The sequence below is a fragment of the Sulfuricurvum sp. genome (assembly GCF_028710345.1).
Taxonomy (GTDB): Bacteria; Campylobacterota; Campylobacteria; order Campylobacterales; family Sulfurimonadaceae; genus Sulfuricurvum.
The window spans coordinates 255,480-277,995 of sequence record NZ_JAQTUH010000003.1; the positions used below are offsets into that span (position 1 = coordinate 255,480).

Annotated in this window: 21 protein-coding genes; 9 read left to right on the forward strand and 12 right to left on the reverse strand. The window is 39.0% G+C overall.

Annotation, left to right across the window (positions count from 1 at the left end):
- Nucleotides 1-13 precede the first annotated feature (13 nt).
- The 6 genes from PHC76_RS05955 to PHC76_RS05980 form a co-directional block, all read right to left on the reverse strand.
- On the reverse strand, nt 14-2,293 hold the full coding sequence (locus tag PHC76_RS05955) for a hypothetical protein (RefSeq protein WP_299972416.1): 2,280 nt from the start codon (nt 2,291-2,293) through the stop codon (nt 14-16).
- Between the two features lie 31 nt (nt 2,294-2,324).
- Entirely contained in the window at nt 2,325-3,632 is a 1,308-nt protein-coding gene (locus tag PHC76_RS05960; RefSeq protein WP_299972414.1) for an IPT/TIG domain-containing protein, read from the reverse strand.
- A 230-nt stretch (nt 3,633-3,862) separates the two neighbouring features.
- Entirely contained in the window at nt 3,863-4,195 is a 333-nt protein-coding gene (locus PHC76_RS05965) for a translation initiation factor (protein WP_299972412.1), read from the reverse strand.
- Complete coding sequence (locus PHC76_RS05970) at nt 4,182-4,397, reverse strand: DUF1653 domain-containing protein (RefSeq protein ID WP_299972410.1); 216 nt, start codon at nt 4,395-4,397, stop codon at nt 4,182-4,184. The genes PHC76_RS05965 and PHC76_RS05970 overlap by 14 nt, the downstream gene beginning before the upstream one ends.
- A complete protein-coding gene (locus PHC76_RS05975) occupies nt 4,390-5,223 on the reverse strand; it encodes a DUF5718 family protein (protein ID WP_299972408.1) in 834 nt (277 codons plus the stop codon). Before PHC76_RS05975 ends, PHC76_RS05970 begins: the two co-directional genes overlap by 8 nt.
- Before the next feature lie 147 nt (nt 5,224-5,370).
- Complete coding sequence (locus PHC76_RS05980; RefSeq protein WP_299972406.1) at nt 5,371-6,975, reverse strand: ATP-binding cassette domain-containing protein; 1,605 nt, start codon at nt 6,973-6,975, stop codon at nt 5,371-5,373.
- Between the two features lie 219 nt (nt 6,976-7,194).
- On the opposite strand from PHC76_RS05980, the gene PHC76_RS05985 reads away from it, so the two are divergent.
- The 9 genes from PHC76_RS05985 (at nt 7,195) to crcB (ending at nt 12,981) form a co-directional block, all read left to right on the forward strand.
- Nucleotides 7,195-7,470 carry an RNA-binding protein gene (locus tag PHC76_RS05985; protein WP_299972404.1) on the forward strand — a complete coding sequence of 92 codons (276 nt, stop codon included), beginning with the start codon at nt 7,195-7,197 and terminating at the stop codon, nt 7,468-7,470.
- Nucleotides 7,471-7,563: 93 nt separating this feature from the next.
- Nucleotides 7,564-7,767, forward strand: coding sequence for an RNA-binding S4 domain-containing protein (locus PHC76_RS05990; protein WP_299972402.1), 204 nt, complete (start codon nt 7,564-7,566; stop codon nt 7,765-7,767).
- Between the two features lie 57 nt (nt 7,768-7,824).
- The gene (locus tag PHC76_RS05995; RefSeq protein WP_299972400.1) at nt 7,825-9,150 is read left to right on the forward strand and encodes a S41 family peptidase; all 1,326 of its coding nucleotides are present in this window, start codon (nt 7,825-7,827) and stop codon (nt 9,148-9,150) included.
- Between the two features lie 2 nt (nt 9,151-9,152).
- Nucleotides 9,153-9,863, forward strand: coding sequence for a phosphoribosylaminoimidazolesuccinocarboxamide synthase (gene purC / locus PHC76_RS06000; protein ID WP_299972398.1), 711 nt, complete (start codon nt 9,153-9,155; stop codon nt 9,861-9,863).
- A 4-nt stretch (nt 9,864-9,867) separates the two neighbouring features.
- Entirely contained in the window at nt 9,868-10,110 is a 243-nt protein-coding gene (gene purS / locus PHC76_RS06005; RefSeq protein WP_300209860.1) for a phosphoribosylformylglycinamidine synthase subunit PurS, read from the forward strand.
- A gap of 8 nt (nt 10,111-10,118) precedes the next feature.
- A complete protein-coding gene (gene purQ, locus PHC76_RS06010; protein ID WP_299972467.1) occupies nt 10,119-10,793 on the forward strand; it encodes a phosphoribosylformylglycinamidine synthase subunit PurQ in 675 nt (224 codons plus the stop codon).
- Nucleotides 10,790-11,950, forward strand: coding sequence for a hypothetical protein (locus tag PHC76_RS06015; protein WP_299972394.1), 1,161 nt, complete (start codon nt 10,790-10,792; stop codon nt 11,948-11,950). The genes purQ and PHC76_RS06015 overlap by 4 nt, the downstream gene beginning before the upstream one ends.
- Entirely contained in the window at nt 11,925-12,626 is a 702-nt protein-coding gene (locus PHC76_RS06020; protein WP_299972393.1) for a 1-acyl-sn-glycerol-3-phosphate acyltransferase, read from the forward strand. Before PHC76_RS06015 ends, PHC76_RS06020 begins: the two co-directional genes overlap by 26 nt.
- Nucleotides 12,595-12,981: a fluoride efflux transporter CrcB gene (gene crcB, locus PHC76_RS06025; RefSeq protein ID WP_299972391.1), complete on the forward strand. Its 387-nt coding sequence runs from the start codon at nt 12,595-12,597 to the stop codon at nt 12,979-12,981. The genes PHC76_RS06020 and crcB overlap by 32 nt, the downstream gene beginning before the upstream one ends.
- A 29-nt stretch (nt 12,982-13,010) precedes the next feature.
- Here the strand turns inward: crcB and PHC76_RS06030 are convergent, their stop codons facing one another.
- The 6 genes from PHC76_RS06030 to PHC76_RS06055 form a co-directional block, all read right to left on the reverse strand.
- A complete protein-coding gene (locus tag PHC76_RS06030) occupies nt 13,011-17,861 on the reverse strand; it encodes a metallophosphoesterase (RefSeq protein ID WP_299972389.1) in 4,851 nt (1,616 codons plus the stop codon).
- 133 nt (nt 17,862-17,994) lie between these two features.
- Nucleotides 17,995-18,471 carry a hypothetical protein gene (locus PHC76_RS06035; protein ID WP_299972388.1) on the reverse strand — a complete coding sequence of 159 codons (477 nt, stop codon included), beginning with the start codon at nt 18,469-18,471 and terminating at the stop codon, nt 17,995-17,997.
- Nucleotides 18,472-18,483: 12 nt separating this feature from the next.
- A complete protein-coding gene (locus PHC76_RS06040; RefSeq protein WP_299972465.1) occupies nt 18,484-19,002 on the reverse strand; it encodes an ATP-binding cassette domain-containing protein in 519 nt (172 codons plus the stop codon).
- A 47-nt stretch (nt 19,003-19,049) separates the two neighbouring features.
- The gene (locus PHC76_RS06045; RefSeq protein WP_299972386.1) at nt 19,050-20,282 is read right to left on the reverse strand and encodes a glutamate-5-semialdehyde dehydrogenase; all 1,233 of its coding nucleotides are present in this window, start codon (nt 20,280-20,282) and stop codon (nt 19,050-19,052) included.
- A gap of 13 nt (nt 20,283-20,295) precedes the next feature.
- Nucleotides 20,296-21,255, reverse strand: a complete 960-nt coding sequence (locus PHC76_RS06050; RefSeq protein ID WP_299972385.1) for a hypothetical protein — start codon at nt 21,253-21,255, stop codon at nt 20,296-20,298.
- Complete coding sequence (locus PHC76_RS06055) at nt 21,252-22,478, reverse strand: EAL and HDOD domain-containing protein (protein ID WP_299972384.1); 1,227 nt, start codon at nt 22,476-22,478, stop codon at nt 21,252-21,254. The genes PHC76_RS06050 and PHC76_RS06055 overlap by 4 nt, the downstream gene beginning before the upstream one ends.
- Nucleotides 22,479-22,516 lie beyond the last annotated feature (38 nt).

The following is a 22,516-nucleotide window of genomic DNA, read 5'->3' on the forward strand; positions in this document are numbered from 1 at the left end:
ATTTCCATTCTATTTAATGCTGGGCACTCTTCGCTGCATTGAGTTTGTCTTTATAGCCCTGATCATTCGGATCTAGCTGAACTGCTTTTTCCCAATCCGCGATACTCCCTACATAATCTTTTAAATAGGACTTTACGATAGCTCTGTCCGAATAGTAGTATGCAATATTCGATTCCAAGCTGATCGCAATGTCCATATCAGCCAACCAACCTTGATTATCATCCAACCACCCTTTTGAAATTCCTCTTCGCTTATAAGCAGGTGAAAATTTAGGATCAGCTTCTATTGCGCTGGTAAAATCAACAATTGCGCCTTGATAATCTTTAGCATTATGTTTCTTGATCCCGCTTTGGAAAAGTGTATACGCCTGAAGATTTAATTTTTCTTCCACACCCACAACTATATCCCATCGAAGACTGCTCTTTGCGGTATTAAGCTTATTTTTGTACTCTTGATTATTCGGATCGAGGAGAACCGCTTTTTCATAATCCGAAACACGCCCTGCCCAATCTTTTAAATACTCTTTTGCTACTGCACGGTCAGCATAATAAGCAGGATTTTTTGCCTCCAAACTAATCGCCTTGTTTAGATCCTCCAACCACCCTTGATTATCATCAAGCCAGCCTTTGCTATTTCCTCTAGCTTTATACGCTTCTGCAAATTTCGGATCAAATTTGATCGCGCCAGTATAATCTGTTATAGCACCTTGATAATCTTTGGTTCTAAATTTTGTCATGCCGTTTTGATAGAGTGCATACGCCTTTGGATGTGATTTTTCTTCTGCAGCCATCATAGTATCCCATTGCAGGGTACTTTTCGCACTATTCAACTTATTCTTATAATCCTGATTATTCGGATCGAGTGCAATCGCTTTTTCATAATCCGAAACACGCCCTGCCCAATCTTTTAAATACTCTTTTGCTACCGCCCTATTAGCATAGGAAACGACATCCTTAGGGTCTAAGCTAATCGCTTTATTTAGATCATCTAGCCATCCTTGATTATCGTCAAGCCACCCTCGTGAGCCGCCTCTTCGTCGATATGCTTCGGCGTATTTTGGATCTAACACTATCGCATTGGTGAAGTCAGCAATGGCTCCTTTATAATCTTTTGCACCATTTTTTGCAATTCCGCTTTGAACCAAATTAGCCGCTTGCTCATGAGGAGTGAGTTTGACGGGAGGTTTCGGAATAGATGGCTTATAAGGCTTGAAATATTCCGTCTCAGGATGCACAATCAAACTCGCATACAGCTGACCGTACGTAAGCTTGTTTTCTTGTTCCATTATATCACCGACATCATTCCACATAATAAATTTTGCATCTTTACCAAGATAAACGTGAGCGTCTGCTTCTGCTTCTAGTAAGCTGCCATTTAGTCCATTATTAATCAGCCCCAGTGTTTCTTGTGCAAGAAATCTTGCTTTCTCTTCCGATTTCTCCATCCCTATCCCATTTCGCGCCATATATATCTGGGCATAATACGAAAAAATCACATATTTATCTGCCCAAAAATCCAACCTTTTGTTTTTACCATGACAATCGTCGATCATAGCATTTTTCCACTCGGATGCTTGCTTGAAGTAATCCAATGCTTTTTGAGGATCGGCCGTCACCCCGGCACCGTTTAGATAGATCATCCCTAGTAGAAATCTAATACGTGGAGCATCAGTATATTTACCTGCATTATAGAGCTCTCCATCCTCTATGAGAAGTCGATTGAGTATTGTTAGAGCCCGTTTCGGATCAGGTTTATATATCCCTGGTTCACGCAAACCTAATAAAAAACTGGCTTTGGCGATTTCAAGACCCCGTCGTTGATCAAGACGATAAATCCGATCATGATCACTATTCTCTCGCTCTCGCGAATAACGCAAATTATACTCAATGGTGTAATACGCTCTTTCGGCATAGTTGGGCATATTGCCAATAGGTTCATCATTGCCTATTTTTTGCTGCATTTCAAAATCGTCACCTTTGCTTTCGAACGATCGGTAGTTATCCTCTTCGTCTTTGGTACAAAACATACATTCAAACAATCCTTCTTTCGTCGATCCTGCACGAGAACGCTGTTCCATCCGATTTACAAAGTCTAATGCCGAACCGAATTGATTGGAATTAAAATTCTGATTGTCCAAACGATTTTGACGATCTTGCGCAATAGCGTTTTCTTGTGAGCTGTACCCGAGGGTATTGTTGCGTATCACTTTTTCCCGCGAACTGTCTTCAGCAAACGCTACATTACTTAAAGATGTTAGAAGTAGTGCACTCAATACGTAATGGGCTGATTTCATCGTGATCCTTTGTTTTAATATTCAACCTTCGTTACTGTGCTAATCCATAACAAGTAAACTGAGTGCTATTATTTAAATTTCCGGTTATTGTCACATATCCGGTAGTTCCCCAAACATTGATTTGTGCCCATTTTCTTTCAGTTCCAGCTTCAGAAGCCATGATATACATAGGGTCACTTCCAGTTTTAATGCGATCATCTACATCGCCGTTTAAATAAACATTGACAGTTGTAGTACCATCTGAAACAATCATTGTTCCATCAGTATAGCTCATGGTACATGTTGCATTTCTTCCAGAATCAGTAACGGTTGTTGCAAAATTAGTGACAGCACTAGCATGACATTGATCATAACGTGTTCCTAATGTCCCCAATGAAGCATTCGAATCACATATAGATGTATCAACTGTCGGGATTTTAGCTACTGCTCCCCCCCCGCTCGAAGTACTCACATTAAACGACCCTGCTGTTACCACACCTGTACCGTTGAAATTAGCAAGGGTGATAGTCGAATTACCTACCGACAATCCAGTTGGAACCGTTACTGTAATTGATGTTGCCGTTGCACTTGAGACCGTAGCAACTGTCGTGCCGAATTTGACCACTGGTGCAGGTGTAAAGTTACCCAAATTGGTACCACTGATAGTAACGCTCGTCCCCACAGCACCCGTAGCTGGAGTAAATCCGCTTACCGTTGGTGTTGGTGTACTGCCTCCGCCCGTTGAGGTATTATTATCTACTGTACCTGTATTAATCCCCATACCGTTCAATGTTGAGAGCATATGCGCTTTTGCGTCCACTGCCGTAATTGTTTTCGCGCTTGGGAAGAGATTTTTAGCAAAAGCAACGGTTGTGTTTTCATCCGCTGTTTTAAAATCAAATACAGGAGGGGTAGTTCCTCTGAACTGTGGAACCGCCGAGGTCAAATCGATTCCGTTGGATGCGTTTCCATCACTGTCAAGCGATTGAAGTAATATTGCGAGGTTGGTGACGTTCGCATCGGTATAGTTACTCGCTCCCATCAGCTCTTTTGGGGTGATAATGGCATTAGCACCGGTTGGTGATACTGTCCCTATTATCATATCTCCGATTTTAAAAGTACACTTATCTCCCGCTTTATAGGTAAAGGCTCCGTTGGCATCACTCGTACCATTGGTATCTACCGCTCCCGCAGATGATTTGCACTCAAAACTCACCCCGCTGACATTTCCATCGACGATATTTCCGTTTAACACGTTTGATTGTGTTCCACCTGTTGATGTGCTATCGCTTCCGCCGCCACATCCCACTAAAGCAACCATTGCAACTATCGACAATCCAGTTAGATAACGTTTTTTCATCTTAAGAACCTCTTATAATATAATATAATATAATAATATTCTATTCATATAAAAATGCACTTAAGCTGTAGTATTTTATGTTTTATTTTAACGTCACAATTAGATTAGTTACTTTTTTATACAGGATTGATGATTGTAAATTATGCAGTAATGAAAATTTTATTTAAGCAAGTTTATCAAGAGTTAGTGGATTTTTATCCTATATATTATGGTGCGCATGAATCTAAAAATCACTTCTTAAATCTAAACTCCATTTTTTCGAGCTGTTCACGCACTTTTGGAGCAATATCACCCTGAAACTCCATCCAACCCTCTTTGTACGCACCACCGCACGCGAGTGACTTTTTAAGGGTTGAGAGGAGTTTTTGAGCATCCTCTTCACTTAGGTTAAACACCCCTACGAGAGTGACAACTTTCCCTTTACGCTTCTCTTTTTGAAATACCAAACGATGCGCGGAGGGTTCGAGGATTGTCAGGACTTTCGAGGTTTTTTCCTCTTCCATACTCCACCCATCACCCCATGAAGAGCCAAACTCCAAAGAAATTTTTTCACCCTTCGCCATCAGATGCTCCATTATAGGTAAATCGTTTTTCTCCATCATCAGTGAAACCATCAAACATTTCTAACGGTCGAACCCATAATTCATACTCTCCATAAAGAGCACGGTATACTACCAACTCTTCCTCGGTTTCAGAGTGTTGAGCGATTCCCATCACCTCATACAAATTCCCTTTGTAGTGGCGATAGATCCCCTCTTTAACCACGTACTACCTTCTGAACCAATGCACTCACACCCTCTTGATTCAAATCTCCTCGATTGACCATCATCATCAGTGGATTCATACAGTATAGATTGTTATCATACACCACAACAACAATCTCATCCCCCTCTTGGAGAAAATTAGTTTCACCGAAATGGGTATAACGGGTCGCTCCAATACTGATAATCGCCTGCGTCGGAAGTCCTGCTTCTCGTAGATATTCACTGATCGGCTCAAGCGGTCCGGTAGAGCCTTGGGTATTGATCTGATGGGTCATCCACTCAATCAGTTTACTGTAAAAATAGCTGTAGCCACTTAACTCAACATCTTCACCGTAGCGCATGGTCATGCCGTCTCGTCGTAAAAATGAGGCGATTCGATAACGATCCATAATACCGCCACGCCCGAACCGATCAATCGGTATCAACGTAGAGGAAAGCCCTTTTGATGATGCGCCCCAGTTTTTTTTGTGACTGATTTTAGGAGCACCCTCGATGCGGAGTGAACAATCATTATAGGCACCAAAAAATTGTGGGGTTATTTCGATCACATTGCCAAGCATATCGTAGCTCAAATCACAAATCAATGCTACTTCCGGCTCAATTTGGACATTGCATGTTTTTTGTGGGAGAATGATAGTGTCATGACTCAGAGGATAAATCCCTAAAAAATCGTTCCGATTAGGGATATAAAAAGGGAACATCCCTTTGGGACCATTCGGGTCATCGGTGACAACCTCTTTAAAGTCGGCACTCTCACCTGCTTGTTCAAGATGAAGGGCAAAATTGCCCGCAACGCCGAGTCCGATAAAATTTGTGTAGTCGTTCATACAAAATTCCTAAATTTCATATTGCCCTCGAAACACACCTAGAGCAAGGTCGCATGCGTCTAACCGCAAACGCGTACCGTCAGCATTTTGTTGAGAGGGCGCTTTTCTTTTGGTACTTTTATTTTTTAAAAAGAAAAGTACATAAAATTATAAACTTCCGTTCGCTTTCGCTTCAGCAAACTCTTCATACGAACCTTTGAAATCGATATAGGTTCCATCGAGATGCAGTTCAATAATACGATCCGCAAACGCATCGAGCAACTCACGGTCATGGCTCACACAAATAACATTCCCTTCAAAATCGAGTAACGCTTCACCGAGCGCGATAATCGCTTCAAGGTCGAGGTGATTGGTAGGCTCATCCAGAACGAGAAAATTTCCCCCCTCTAGCATCATTTTAGAGAGCATCATACGATGTTTTTCTCCCCCTGAAATCTTCTCAACACTTTTCTCTTGCTGTTCACCATTGAAAAGCATACGTCCAAGACAGTTGCGAATCTCAGAGATTTCACGTTTTGGATCAAACCCGCGAAGCCAATCGTATAATGTACCATCGCCTTTGATTTTATCAGTCGTATCTTGTGGGAAATAACTGTATTCAATCGTTGCACCCCACGTAACACTTCCGGCTGTAGGTTTCATCTCTTCCATGAGAATTTTGCACAGAGTTGATTTACCAGCACCATTGGCACCGATAACCGCAATTTTTTCCCCCGGAGCAACCAAAATATCAAAATCACGTAAAACTTCTAGATCACCATAGCTATGAGAAACATTCGCAACACGCAAAGCTTCATCCCCCATTTGGCGTTTCGCTTTAAAAACGATGCTCGGGTCACGTCTGCTTGATGGCTTAATATCTTCGATGGTTAATTTGTCAAGCTGTTTTTGACGAGAGGTTGCTTGTTTCGCTTTTGATGCATTCGCGGAGAAACGGCGAACGAACGCTTCGAGTTGCTCTTTCTCTTTTACTTTTTTATCCCGATCTAGCTGTGCTTGATTCGCCATTACCGTCGATGCAAGATACCAGTCATCATAGGTTCCAGTAAATTCACGGATTTTTTGAAAATCGACGTCGAGGATATTGGTAACAACCGCATTGATAAAGTGACGGTCATGCGAGATGATAACCAATGTCCCCTCGTGGCGCTGAAGCTCACGTTCCAACCATCCGATAGTATCGATATCGAGGTTATTGGTAGGCTCATCGAGGAATAAAACATCCGGTTTCGGATAAAGGACTTGCGCCAACAAAACTTTGAATTTTTCTGATGATGGGAGGCTCGACATCAAATCTTGATGATTTTCAGCCGCAATCCCGACATTCTCCAAAATTTTCGCGATTTGAACATCGTATTCATAAGTTGGATCTTCTTCAACCGAAATCATCTCCAGCTCAGCAAGACGATCATTAGTTTTATCGTCCTCAAAATCACCATTGGCGTATAGATATTCTTTCTCTTTGATCGCATCAAAAAGACGTTTATTCCCCCATAATACAGCATCAGCGATAGTAAAATCTTCAAATGCAAACTGATTTTGTCCTAAAATTCCCACTTTAAGACCCGGTTCAATGGAGATATCTCCCTCATACTCTTTGATCTCACCACTAAGAATTTTTAAAAATGTTGTTTTTCCCGCACCGTTGGCACCGATAAGCCCGTAACGTTTGTTACGGTCAAGTTTGAGGTTAATCCCCTCAAATAAAATTCGGCTGCCGAAGCGCATTGTTAATTTTGTAACTTGTACCATGAAAGACTCTACTCTCTTATTGAGGTTATTTAGTCGCGATTATAACTGAGGAGAAATAAGAAACGCCTTTTAAAATATCTTTTATTACACTATCCTTCTATTATTCTTTGTGATTTTACGATTTTTTCACCTTTTTTAACATTAGCCTAAGATTGGAGGCGATAAAATAAGTCTAAGGATTATGCAGGCTATAGTTCGATTTTTCTCACGGAGCACAATGTGACACAAATTTATGTCGGGAATATTCCCTACGGCAAAAATGAAAACGATCTTAAAGATCTTTTCGGACAATACGGTGAAGTTAGTTCAGTAAAATTCGTAAACGACAAAGAAACAGGACGTTTCCGTGGTTTCGGTTTTGTTGAAATGGTTAATTCTGATGAAGCAAACAAAGCAATTACTGCTCTTGAAGGTAACGATTTCGGTGGACGTACTCTCCGTGTAAATGAAGCACGTCCTCGTGCTCCACGTCCTCCACGCGAACCTCGCTGGTAATTTAAAGCTCAAGGCCCCTCTTTGGGCTTTGTCTCTTAATCATCTCTACACACCCCTTTTTATCGTTTTTCATTTTACTATTTTGGATACATTATGACCTTTACCCTTACCGATGAAACCATCGAACTCTACAAATTATTAAAAGTGTTAGACCTCGTCGATTCCGGCGGTCAAGCAAAAATGCTCATAGAGCAAGAGCATGTTTACCGTAACGGGGAACTCGAAACACGTAAACGTGCAAAAATCACCAGAGGTGAAGTGATCCGTATCGGGGATGTAACCATTCACGTCAATTGATTATTAATCAACTTTTAACTATAATTGCACAACTATTTATGTGAAAGCAAATAACAAATGAAAAATAAAAAAATGATGGTATTTGGGTTTTTGAGTGCAATAACGCTCTCGTTTGCTCTTTCTACTTCGCTCATTGCAAAAAGTGACACTCAACCGCTACCATCTGAAGCCTCTGCCGAAGCTTCACGGCTTCAATCTCTTGCCAAGTTTACCAAAGTTCTTAGCATTGTCGAGCAATACAATGTTGATGGGCTCGGAGTGGATCAACTTATCGATAAATCCCTTCAAGGGTTACTTTCTAATCTTGATGCTCACTCCACGTTCTTGGATAAAAAAAGTTTTGATTCTCTCAGAAGTCAAACCGATGGTGAGTTCGGCGGATTAGGGATAACCGTAGGAATGCGTGATAACGCCCTCACCGTTATCTCCCCTATTGAGGGGACTCCGGCAGATAAAGCGGGGATTAAAGCGGGTGATATTATCCTCAAAATCAATGATAAATCAACTCTCAGCATGAACATCGATGATGCTGTTTCCATCATGCGTGGAACCCCAAAAACACCGATTGATCTTACTATCGTCCGTAAAGGTTCAGGTGAACCGCTCAAATTTCACATTATTCGCGATATTATTACCGTCGAATCGGTCTATGCACGCACTATCGATGACAATATTCTCTACATACGAGTTACCAGTTTTGATAAAAAAGTTGCTAACGATGTTAGAGCCGCACTCAAAAAACATACAGCAAAAACAAAAGGGATTATTTTAGATCTCCGCAATAATCCGGGAGGACTACTCGATCAAGCGGTTGAACTGACCGATCTTTTTGTCGATGAAGGGGTAATCGTTTCCCAAAAAGGGCGTAATAAAGCGGATGATATTAGCTACAGTGCAACTAAAAAAGCAACTGTTACCAACGTACCGTTAGTTGTACTTGTTAATGAAGGTTCTGCGAGCGCCTCTGAAATCGTCAGCGGGGCGATCCAAGATTTAAAACGGGGTGTAATTGTCGGAACCAAAACGTTTGGTAAAGGTTCTGTCCAAGTGGTCATGCCGATTACCGATACCGAAGCGATCAAACTTACCATTGCACGATACTACCTCCCAAGCGGACGTACTATACAAGCTGTTGGTGTCATCCCTGATGTCGAAGTAGATGCCGGAGAGATCAAAAAGCATGAAAACGGTTTCAATATCAAAGAGGCTGACTTGAAAAAACATCTTGAGAGTGAGCTTGAAAAAACAGAGGGGATGGTGGATGTTACCGAGAGCAATGCAAGCAACAAAACCACCATTACCAAAGATCAACTTACTAAAGATATTCAACTCAAAGAGGGTGTCGGTATCCTCAAAGCACTTATCATTACAAAAGGAAAATAGTCATGGAAAAACGGGAACTCATTTACGAAGGGAAAGCGAAACGTCTTTTTAACACCGATGATGCCAATCTTGTTATTGCTGAATTCAAGGATGATTTAACTGCGTTTAACGGAGCAAAAAAAGACTCCGAAGCCGGCAAGGGGGCATTGAATAATAAAATTTCAACCGAACTTTTTAAGATGTTGGCACAAAACGGGGTAGAGTCTCACTTTGTTGAGATGCTTGATGATACCAATATGCTTTGTAAAAAAGTGGACATCATTATGATTGAAGTAATCGTCCGTAATATCGCTACCGGAAGTCTTAGTAAAAATCTTGGTATTAAAGACGGAACTATTCTTCCCTTTACCCTCGTCGAATTTGACTACAAAAATGACGCACTCGGTGATCCGAAACTCAACGATCAACATTGTTTGATTTTAGAACTCGTCAAAAATGAAGCGGAACTCGATCAATTACGCGCTATGGCTCGTCAAGTAAATGATATTCTCCGTCCATTTTTTGCCGAAAAAGGGCTTAATCTTGTTGATTTCAAACTCGAATTCGGACGTGATGAAAATGGTAAAATCATCCTCGCCGATGAGATTAGTCCCGATAATTGCCGTTTTTGGGATCTAGAAACCGGAGAAAAAATGGATAAAGACCGCTTCCGTCAAGGACTCGGGGGGCTCAAAGTAGCCTATGAAGAAGTTTTAAAAAGAATAATGGGGTAATCAGATGAAAGCAATAGTTAATGTATTTTTGAAAAACGGCGTTTTGGATTCTCAAGGTAAAGCAGTACAACACGCACTCAGCGGTCACGGTTTTGAAAGTGTTCGCGATGTTCGCGTCGGAAAACAAATCATTATTGAAATGGATGAGTCAGATATAGCAACGGCTAAAGAAAAAGTAGCTCACATGTGTGAAGAACTTTTAGCGAACACCGTTATCGAAGATTATGAGATCGAGATTCAAGCATGAGTACAAAAGTGAAAGTCGGCATCGTTCAGTTTCCGGGGACTAACTGCGAGTACGATACCCAACACGCATTTGCTGCATTAGGATGTGAAACACAAATCCTTTGGCACAAAGAAGATATTATCCCTGAGGGGACCGATTTGGTTGTCGTAGCCGGTGGATTTAGTTATGGTGATTATCTCCGTAGCGGTGCTATTGCCAAAATGTCTCCAATCATGAAAGCGCTCAAAGTATTCGCAGATAACGGTGGGAAAGTTCTCGGTATCTGCAACGGCTTTCAAGTATTGACCGAAACTGGGCTTCTTCCCGGTGCACTTAAACGTAACGAAGGGCTCCATTTTATCTCTCGCCATCACCATCTTAAAGTGATCTCCAACGAGAATACTTTCTTGCGCCATTGCGAAATGGGTGATGTTGTAAATGTCCCTATCGCACACCATGACGGTAACTACTATATTAATGAAGAAGGGCTTAAAGAGCTTTACGCCAATCAACAAGTTTTGTTGCAGTACTGTGATGAAAAAGGGTATGTTAGTAATCCAAATGGATCGGTTGATTCCATTGCCGGTATCTGTAACCGTTCTAAGAATGTATTTGGTTTAATGCCACATCCAGAACGGGCAATGGAAACATTACTCGGAAGTGATGACGGTCGTCGGATGCTAGAGGGCTTTTTATCCGCTTGAAACAGTTAGCCCTCCTCCTTTTACTCGTCTCCCATATTGCATTTGCAGAGCCATCGGTACTCACCCCGATAGAATCCGCCTCACCTCAATCGGAAGAGGGTAGAGATCCTACTGCGGATGAAAAAGCGAGTATTAATCAGCTCTTTTCTAAAGCTGCACCGCAAAATAGCGCTGTTATACTCACTACAACACCGCCCCCTTCCGAACTTTATATCGGTGAAATTTTTCCCTTAACGATCAAGCTCACCCCTACTGATGTAGCTTCGGGAAATATTGAGTATACCCTTCAAAATGAAGCAGGTATCCGTATTTTTAGTCAGACGCCACAACGTGTTGTAAAAAACGATGGAGTCTACGATACCTTTTATTTTCTCGTTCAAGATAGCACTATTAGGCTCCCTGATATTACCGCAACCGTTTCGGCTAGCGGTGCCGTGTCCGAGCCATTAATCGGTACCTCACTTAATGCATCCGGCCTTAATCCCCCATCAACATACGCTAATGTTTTAGCAAACTCCTTTAAGGTCATAGCCTACAAAACAACCGCATACAATCAAGAGAGTAATATTGTTGTTTTTACCGTAAAAGCAACACGATGTAATATCGCTACTTTTTCGCTTGTTAATGCTATAAAACAAGGCTTTGAATCTAAAACACCCAATGTTGATGAATCAACAATGACCTATTATGCAGTTATCCCTAATAGTGATCAAACGTTAGAATTTTCCATATTCAATCTTCAAAAGAACCGTTATGAATCGATTAGTATCCCTATTGTCGTTGATGATGATACCGTATCAACTCAAAGTGACCTCTCACCGACAGATTCACGCCATACAGAGATTAAAATAGGTGCCTCTGCTATTGCCGGTGTGCTAATGATTGCCCTTTATTATTGGAAACGACAAAAATGGTATCTTATCGCCTCGGTATTGCCTCTTTTTTATTTTGTATTTGCATTACTACCAAACAATAACATCTGTGTTAAGAAAAATGCCCCCGTCCATCTTTTGCCGATCAAAAATGGAACCGTATTTAAAACGACCACCCAAGAAGAGAGTTTTGAAGTTGAAAATACCGTGGGAGAGTTCAAAAAAGTTCATCTTGATGATAATACTTTAGGGTGGGTTCATGAAAACGATCTTTGCTCGCATTAAATGGCTCTATGCCGTAATCATTATTTTTACGGGGATGACGATTATGATCGTCACCTTTTATCTTCTCCCTAAACCTTACGCCGTTAAGCTCTCATCATGGTTTATACGCCTCTTTATCTTTTCTCCGATCAAGGTCAAAGGTGAGTGCGATGAAGGAACTCAAATGTTCCTTATTAACCATCAAAGTGATATTGATATCGGTGTTATGGAGACTATCACTTCTCATGATTTAGCGTGGGTTGCCAAACAAGAACTTTTTCATGTCCCATTTTTCGGATTGGTTCTACGCCTCCCAAATGATATAGCGGTCGAGCGTGAAAGTAAAACTGCCCTTATTAAAATGATGAAAGATTGCAAAGATCGACTTGATGAGAATCGTGTTATCACAATCTTTCCAGAAGGTACACGCAGTGAAAGCGGTACTATGAAACCATTCAAAGCGGGTGCTAAAATGGTGGCCGATAAATATGCCCTCAGAGTTCAGCCAATCGTTTTCATCGCAACAGCATCCTATTTTAGCAACAAACAAATGAACTTCTCACCGGGCACCGTTACTGCTATTTTTTTAGAATCGTTTGTTGCCGATAAAAGTGATCCCGATTGGCTCACTAATACGCAACTAAAAATGCAAAAGGTGTATGATGATGAGTTTGCAAACCATCCTCGCAATCGGTAGCGGTGCTTTTTTAGGAGCAGTGCTACGCGCCTATTTAAATGGTGTAGTTAATCACCATCTCCCCCATACCCTCCCCTTTGGGACTATGTCGGTCAATCTGCTCGGTAGTTTTATTATCGGTGCACTTCTCGCCTATTTTACCTATACTACGCTCTTTAGTGTCCATATGAAATCGTTTCTCACAACAGGATTTCTAGGGGGGTTAACCACCTATTCTACTTTTGCCATGGAGACTTTTTTGTTGCTCAGTGGAGGTCATATCATGATGGCAGCACTTAATATGGCACTCAATACATTCGGTACAGTATTGATGGCAGCTTCTGGATATTATTTCTTTAAATCGTGGCTAAACTAATAATCTCATCGACACACCCTCCAAAGAGATTATTGCTTATTCTCATACATACAGCTCATTGACCCATCCTCTTGAGGATACAAACAAGCAGGCCTCCAATGTATTGTATGTTTTTCTCGTTCTCTTGTTTCCACAGAAATATTTTTTGTTTCTATATCAATGATAATTACGTTATAACGTAACGGAACCCCTGGAATCATACTCTTAGGATTGGTTGCATAGAAGATACCTGATCCAATCTGCAATACTCTTTGTGTACTTGCTATTACATCTTGAAATGATATAAGATTATTACGATGGACATGCCCATGAATATATGCTTTATAATCAAATTGGTGAAGGTTATTAATAAAATCATAATTGTGTTCAAATGATAACGGATGATGCCCAATCACAATTTTAGATTTTCCTTTATCAATTTGCTTTTGCACATTAATAAAAGAATCTACTTCAAAACTCACTTGCAGAGGTGTAAAATGGTCAATATGTGTAGATGTATTCATCAAAACAAAAGCTAGCTTATCATCTTGCATCACTTTTATTTGTTTTGTCGAATCTGTATTAAACGGTTCATGATAAATTGTTTCATAAAGCCTTTCACTAAAGTACTTAAATTTATTTTTCCATTTTTCATCGTCACGCTCTAAATAAATTCGATCATTTATTTTAAAATCTTTCTTTTCGCGAAACTTTAAAGCATCAAAATTTCTAATCTGATAAGCTCCATGTGTTATCTCTCGACTGTAATCATGATTACCAGGAACGATCAAAACTCTTTCGGCATCTATATCGCAAAGGTCAATCAAACGTGATACAAACTGTGCAACTTTACTAAACTCATTAGCGCTTCCCGAAGCAGATAAATCCCCACTCAAAATAATATAGTCGAACTCTTGTAAGCTTTTTTCATTTTCAAAACTATTAAGACGTTTAGCATCCTCTATCAAATAAGTAATTTCATTTTCAATAATACATTTTTCATCAAAATGCAGATCACTTAAATGTAGAATATTGAGCTTAGTTTTATTATTTTTACTTTCAAAAAACTTCTCTATTTTTTCATCAAAACCTTTGATCGTTTTTTCAATCTCTTCTTGAATTTTTTGAATAAATCTAATATCGGTAGCACCATTTGAGGATGATCTTTTTGTTAATACATACTCTTCCGTTGTTTGAATTATGTCTTCCGAAGTAATTGTTCCCTTGGTCGTTAATGAGACACTGCCAATATGTATATTATCCTTTTTATACAAATCAAAAGTTTGATATTCATACATAGATTCTAAACTGTGTTTCAAAATACTTTTGATATTTGCTAACAAATGCTGATTACTTTCTTCAACATTATTTTTTGCGTATACAATTATTGAAGTCGATGCTTGGTTTTTCTTATCTGCAATAATATCTTCACGGGAAAACTCAACCAAATATTCATTATTATGTGCATCTTTTAGTTTAACCCCTTTATTCAGGTGTTTAACTATCTGATATTCACCACAGTAATTAAGTGAACAAACAACTGTGCTAATCGTCACCTCGACATTTTTAGTTGATACTAAATCAACACTTCCAACTTTAAAATACTTTTTAGAATCAACTTGCCATTTTTTATAATGAAAACGGGAAGGAAAAACAAACATCCCATTTTTAAAGTAGCAAATTTTGTCTTCCAGAAATATTCTAACTAACTCTTTCATAAAGAGCTTTTTGAGGTTATTATGAGAACGATTGCCAAACGTTTCTTTGTGTATATCTGCATCGGATCGGAAAGAATTTTTATACTCTTTTAAGGACTTTTTCTCACTATCAAGTAATTTGTCAAATTCAACTTTAAAAGCATATTCAAAAAGTGCCTGTTTACTAATACTCGCATGAACTTTTGGATTCTCCTCTGCATGACGTAAAATTGCAGTTGCAAAAATATTTTTCCAGTATGGTCTAAGGACAATATAATGATCCAACTTTTCAATCATTCCATCATCTGCCATAACTCCCAAAGCATCATCAACACTATTATTCTCGCGCGAATCATTTTCTTTCAAAGAACGTTTTAGTTCCTCTGCGTTTTCTAAATAGAACTTTTGCTTTCGTAATTTTTTGACTTCCTGCACAACCAATAATCCATCACTATCTAATAGTGCATCATGTTTTAGTTTGAATTGGTTAGTTATATAAGTTTGCATCTCTGTATAAAGTTCAGAGTCTTCAAACTTTTCTTGTGTCACATCGCATAAAAAATGTTTAACATAGGATATTTTGCTCATACCCTCAATCTGTTCTGTAATAGTCTTAAGCTTTTGTTTATCCGATCCTTTAGTACCTATAACAAAAATACCAAGCTGATCTTTGTTCATTTTGTCATAGTGTTCTTTGATACTATTAACCCAAAACAAAATCGAATTATCATCATGATCCGTACGACTAAGATCAACTACTAAAAAAATTAGACGGGTTTTATCAAAATTTTGTTTATGCGCAATTTGATATTCCGGTTGTCCCCCGAAATCCCATAAATTGAAGCTAAATAGATGCTTTTCCTCTTTCCCCTGAATTGTGATAGGAATTCTATCATTTAGATCTGATTCAAAAAAACGCATCCCATGCGTAGAATGGATCATATCGTCATGTGTTTTATACTCACACCAATGCCCTAATGACGTTTTCCCTACTCCACTGTCCCCAAGCAACAATGTTTTAATATAAAACCGATTTTCTACATTTGGTTTTGTTGATTGAAAACGATTTTGTTCTATCTTCTCTACATAAAAGTCTCCTGCTTGTGTTGCAAATACCAATAAATTATTCATATACAGTAGAGCACTCACAGTTGAAGAGACATTGTAGACTTCACGATTCTTCGGAGTTGTTTTATCACTTATATCTAGCGCACTGATGGTACCGTTACCATCATCAACCCATAACAAGTTATCGTGATACGATATATTTCTATTTTTTCGTTTTATTTCTCCCAAAGCTTCAATATTGTTCTTATCGCGAATATCCCATAGTTTGATTGTTTGATCACTTGGACTACTACTGGCAAGCGTATTTGAATCGATAAGGGTTAATGAAACAAGAAAGCTGTTCTGACTTTCAATCGTAGCAATGCACTCATGAGTAGAAATATCCCAAAATTTGATTGTTTTATCATGTGAACTACTTACAAGAGTATTTGTATCAACAAGGACTAATGATGTAACTGAACTAGTATGTCCCTCAAGTGTAATACACTTTCCAGTGGTAATATCCCAAAGTTTAATAGTATTATCATACGAACTACTTGCAAGTGTGTTTTTGTCTACAAGAGCTAATGATGAAACTACGTTGGTATGCCCTTCAAGTGTAACATTGCACTTATGACTAGTAAGATTCCAGAGTTTAATAGTATTATCATACGAACTACTTGCAAGCGTGTTTTTGTCTACAAGGACCAATGATGATATTGATTTAGTATGTCCCTCAAGAGTGGCACTATATATACGGCTAGTTATATCCCAAAGTTTGATGCTTGTATGATCTAATACAATGGCAAGTGTATTCTTATCTACAAAAGTAAATGATGAAATAATTTTGTTATTCCCTTTAATAGTTGCAATACACTTGTAAGTAGTAAGATCCCAAAATTTGATTTTTTTATCATACGAACCACTAACTAATGTATTTTTCCCCATAAGAGCTAATGATGTAACAGAATTAGAATGCCCTTGAAGAGCAATATATGATTGTTGAGTGATATCCCAAAGCTTAATAGTATCACCTGAACTTATAGCAAGAGTGTTTATATCCACAACAGCCAATGCTGTGGGTGAGCTAATATTTCCATTAAGGGTCATGGTACAATCGTATGTGACTAAGTCCCAAAATTTGATTTTTTCAAGCGAACCACTTACAAGAGTATTTTTATCCATAAGGACTAAAGATGTAACATTACTAGCATTCCCTTCAAGTGTAACAATACAATTTTGGGTAGATAAATCCCAAAGTTTGATAGTTTTATCATCTGATGCACTGGCAAGAGTGTTTACATCTACAAGAGCTAATGATCGAATCCCATCGCTATGCCCTTTTAGGGTAACAATACATTGATATGTTGTCAAATCCCATAATTGAATGAACGGAGAATAGGAACCACTGGCAAGAATATTTGAATTAACAAGGATTAGTGATGTGATAAAATAATCCCCTTCCAAAGTAGCAATACATTCATGCGTGGTGAGATCCCACAATTTTATTCTGACTTCATCTGCGCTGGCAAGAGTATTTTCATCCACAATCACCAATGCAACAATATAGTTTTTATGCCCTTGTAGTGTAGCAACCTCTTTTTTTGTCACCTTATCCCATAGTCGTATCGTTTCATCATTTGAAGCAGAAATAATATATTGCTCTGTAGTCACAATTGCAGTGATAAAACCAGCATGTCCATTGAGATAGGAGTCTTGAAGCAAATATTCATGATTAAGAGGGTTAGCACTTTTCGTCGAAAATCGCTGATAAAGCTGTTCGATATATCGATAGGTTTTGGTTGTTGAACGAACTAATTTATTTAATGTTCCTGTCCCAGCACCTGGAAAAGCTTCATATTCTTCTTTAAACAACAGTAAAGGCTTAACAGTTCTACGGTGTTCAAACCAATCTAAATGAATATCATTTTTTTCTCTAAAAGTAGCCTCACCAGTTATTTCAACAAGTGCTAGAGATTGTTTTCCATGACGAACAAGTACGATATCACCAATTTGCATTTGATGGATAAACTGGTGTATTACATTTTTGCCATCCGACCACTCACCTAAACCTATAACCCCTTTTTGTTCAATTATTTCGATTTCTTTATCAAAAGATGGATCATTTGGATGCATTTGTAGGTGCCAGAAAGTCATACATATCCCTTTTTTAAACATAATTGTTAAAATGAATTAGTATGTATTATATATTTTGAAGCTTAGGTTTATGCAGAAAAGTAATAAGAGAGTATAAATAAGTAAATTTTTCTATGATCTAAAATGGAAGAAATTATAATTTCTTCCATACCCAATCATCGCATCGTATCGTCATCTCTGTTTTAGAATGACCCATCCATTTACCTTCCATCGTTTTGGAATCTTTTATATGCAGTTGAAATGTACCAAAATAACCTCTTAGATCATCCTTATCATACCAATCGCCAATAAAAAACTCCCCTACAATCTTTCCAAATACAACATATACTTTTTGATTTGCAACCGTTTCCGTATAACAATAATGTGCCCATTGTTTGATTATAGGATGTCCATGCCGACCTGTTGATTCAACAAATGTTGTACTGCCTCCACTCTCCCAATGTTGTTCCCACTGTCCCGCTATTGTTTCAGTTTTAATACGTAAAAAATTCCGTGCAGAAAACCACCAAAAGTATTGTACGAACAATGGCATTATCCGTAAATCAAGTAAATTTTTTATAATTAATACAATTACAAATGCAATGACAGGTAAAAATTCTTTATATTCCATGCTTATTCCTTTTTATGAAAGCTGTATAATTTCATCGGCGCACCACTGCGCTAAAGAATCATCATGCGTAATAATCAAAATCCCCATATCCTCTAAATGTTCTACAATCAATTTCATAATCTCAAGCTGATTTTGATTATCCAATGCCGAAGTCGGCTCATCGAGCAATAATAATTTCGGCTTCATTAATAGTGAGCGTAAAATAGAACATCGCTGAAGCTGTCCACCGGAGAGTTTGTGCGGTAATACATCTAGATATCCCTCTTCAAGCCCCATTGTATCCATTAATCTCTCATACCCCTCCATAGAGACCACATCCCTTATTTGTTCACGAATCGTATAGGTGGGGTGAAAAGAGCTGTAGGGGTCTTGAAAAACTTGAGAAAGATTAAGAGCAGTTATACTTCCGAGATTGGGTTTTAATCGTCCCAAGATAAGTTCAAAGAGGGTTGATTTTCCAACACCGCTGGGTCCGACTATCGCTTTTATCTCCCCTTTATTAAGGATTAGAGAGAAATCGTCGAAAACCATCTTCTCTTTGGTGTATCCAAACGAGAGATTGCTGATCTCTAAAACTCTCAACGAATTTGACCTTTGCCGTAGACTTTATATTTATAAGTGGTCAGTCCTTCAATCCCCATCGGTCCTCTGGCGTGAAGTTTACTGGTACTAATCCCCACTTCAGCCCCAAATCCAAACATCCCACCATCGGTAAAACGGGTAGAGGCATTGACATACAAGGTAGAAGAATCGATACTATTCATAAAAATCTCCGCCGTTGTAATGTTTTCGGTAATAATTGACTCAGAGTGGGCAGACCCAAAACGGACAATATGTTCAATCGCCCCATCAACACCATCAACAACACGAATATTCAAGATATTTTCCCCATATTCGGTATCATAATCAATCTCACTAGCCTCTGCGATACTAATAACCGCACGGGTTTGGTCACACCCTTTTAGCAGTGTCTCCTCTTTATCAAACACCTCTTTAAAAAGAGGCAAAACGGTATCGGCAATCGCACTATCAACCAATAGTGTCTCAATCGAATTACACGCTGATGGACGTTGTACTTTAGCATTGATCGCAATACGTAGAGCATCGTCGATATTAGCATCTTTATCGACATAGAGATGACATTGCCCTTTATCGTGCTTGACAACGGGTATACTCGCATTTTTACTCACAAACTGGATTAATGCTTCGCCTCCACGAGGGACAATCAAATCGACATATTTATCCATTTTAATCAGTTTTGCAACCCCCTCACGTGAGGCATCCGGCAACAATGAAATCAGTTCTTTGGGAAGATTATTTCGAACCAAAACCTGCTGTAGGATATCGGCAATGATTTTATTGGATTGCTCAGCCTCTTTCCCCCCTTTGAGGACACATCCGTTAGAGCTTTTAAAACACAATGCCGCCGTGTCGGAGGTAACATTCGGGCGCGATTCATAGATAATTCCTATCATTCCGATAGGGATGCTCACTTTCTCGATTTTGAGTCCCGCTTCGGTGACCCACCCCTCAATCACCCGTCCTACAGGATCTTTAAGTGCCGCAATCTCTTCGATGGCAACCGCCATCGCTTCAATCCGTTTTTCATCGAGCATCAATCGATCTTTGAGTGAAGAAGGGAGATTTTCCTCTTCGGCACGTTGCATATCGATTGCATTGATTTCAATAATATTCATCGTATTGGCACGTAAACTTTGTGCCATTTCTCGTAAAACACGGTTACGTTCACTTCCACTCATTGTTGCAAGGAGACGACTCGCCGATTTTGCTTTTTCTAAAAATTGTTCCATTTTCTAGCCCTCTTTACTCTATCTCACTGCCGATAAAAACAGCCAGTTTTTCCAACTCTTTAGCGTCAAGAAGATCTTTCATCGAAGCCATAATAGCGCTTTTTTGAAAGTTCTTTTGATATCGTAATATCTCATCCATGATTTCATTGCAACGGCCTAACTCTTTACGCTGAGCGGCTGATTGTAACTCATTGAGCAACGTGATAAAAAACATATTCTTTTTAAAAGTATAAAAAATATCTTTGTTCGTCCCCCCCAGTGCTTCGACATGAGGTAGACTATTATCCTCACTGATTCTATTGTCGTCCTCTTCCACCATGAGTTCAGAATCAACCTCTTTGAGAGATTCTAACGATTTACTTTCCTCGCTACTAGCTACTTGCGAAAAAAGACGTTTGCGTAGATAAAAGATGCTTCCACCTATTGCGATAAGAAGAATAATCATATATATTATAGGTCTAAAATTTTTTGGTTTTTCCTCTTCGGTTATCGAAACAATCTCACTCGCTTTTGGTATTGCAACTTTCTCGGTTATATTATTTTCTATCACAGGAGTAACAATGGGAGTTTCTTGTGTTGTATTCTCTTCAACAACGTCTGATTTTCTCTCAGATGCTAACGATACACTCCCCGGAGTTGGACCAAAATAGCCATTAACATACGCACCCGAATAGAACTTTTTAAACTGTTTTAATACATTTTTTGATCCCGATTCACTCTCGATCGGTTCAATTGCTAGGATATATGCTTTTCCGGATGGTCGTGCAACGATTTCAAATTTTTCTTTCGCTTGCAATCCTTTCTCTTCATCTCCCAGCTTTTCTCCGATTTTGTTCAAAGCCCCTTTAGCTTCATCAAAACTCCCAAACGAGGCCAAAACGATTTTATACCCCTTTGGTTCTCCTGCATAAAGTGACAATGCACTCAAAAGTATCGTCAGTGTTACTATAATTTTCAATCCATAACTTTTCATTCTTCCATCGCCTTTTCAAACGTATTTACTTTTTCCATCACTTGGGAGATAATCGGCTCTATTATCGCATATTTTAACCCTTTTTTATGCAAATAACTCTCCATCAGTTCGGTATCAAAACACTCTATAGAGCGCGTCAAATCCAACAGCTCCCCATAAAATCCTACCCCATCAACAACCGCATTTTTAATCTCAACAGTAATATTGAGTTTTTCCAAAACCGCTTTCTGAGGCATGTGGAATAATAGATGAATCAACGAGAGCATCCCCACAAAATAAGCTGTTGAAAGCTCTAAATGGGTGACATTCGGCTTGAGAAGTTTAATCAATGCACTCATCATTTCAGTACGATAAACGACCATCAACAATAACGGTACTCTCTTCTCAACACCGTTATGCGTTTCTGAAAACATCAACAGCATAATCCACCGTGAAATCGGGTCACGCCCCATCAGTGTAAGGACTTGTTCTATCGATGAAACCGGATTTCTAAGTGAAAAGGCTGCTGAGTTAATAAATCGGAGAAGTTTCAAACTCACCGCATGATTTTGTTGAAACGCGTCCACCAGCTCACGAATTTCAGTATCACGCTGCAAAAGATTCCACAACGTTATAATCCCTATTTGTTCCGGAGAAAAAGAGGCATTTTCGATAATATTAGGGGTAGAGATAAAATAACCCTGAAAATAATCCAATCCCATCGATTGGCATAATTCATACAGATCATGGGTCTCTATTTTGCTTCCGATTACCTTTATCCCTACTTCATGGAACATTGAAATCGTATGAGAAATAAGGGTTAAATCGCTTTGGGATATATCGATTTTTATATAGCTCACATACGGTAAAATCAGAGCATAATGCCCTGCACTCTCAGCCGTATAAATCACATCGTTCAGAGCAAAACAGTACCCCTGCTCCCGTAAAACCTGTACCCTCTCAACCAATTTGTCATCGATTACAGCACTGGGTAAAAGAGAATAGACAACCTTATCATGAGAGAGTAAATCAACCACATCGTATTGGAGAAATTCCGCACCGACACGGATAAATCCAAGATGTTTACCCAAAATTTTATCGGAAGATAACAATAGGGTACTGATAACGGCTGCGGTAAATCCATTGTCATCATTATGTGTCCCCTCCCGATAAAGGAGATCATACGCAACAATTTTCGCTTTCCCATCGATAATAGGCTGACGTCCGATGTATTTATTGTCCATGATAATCCAAAAAAAATATTAAATGATTATAACAAAGG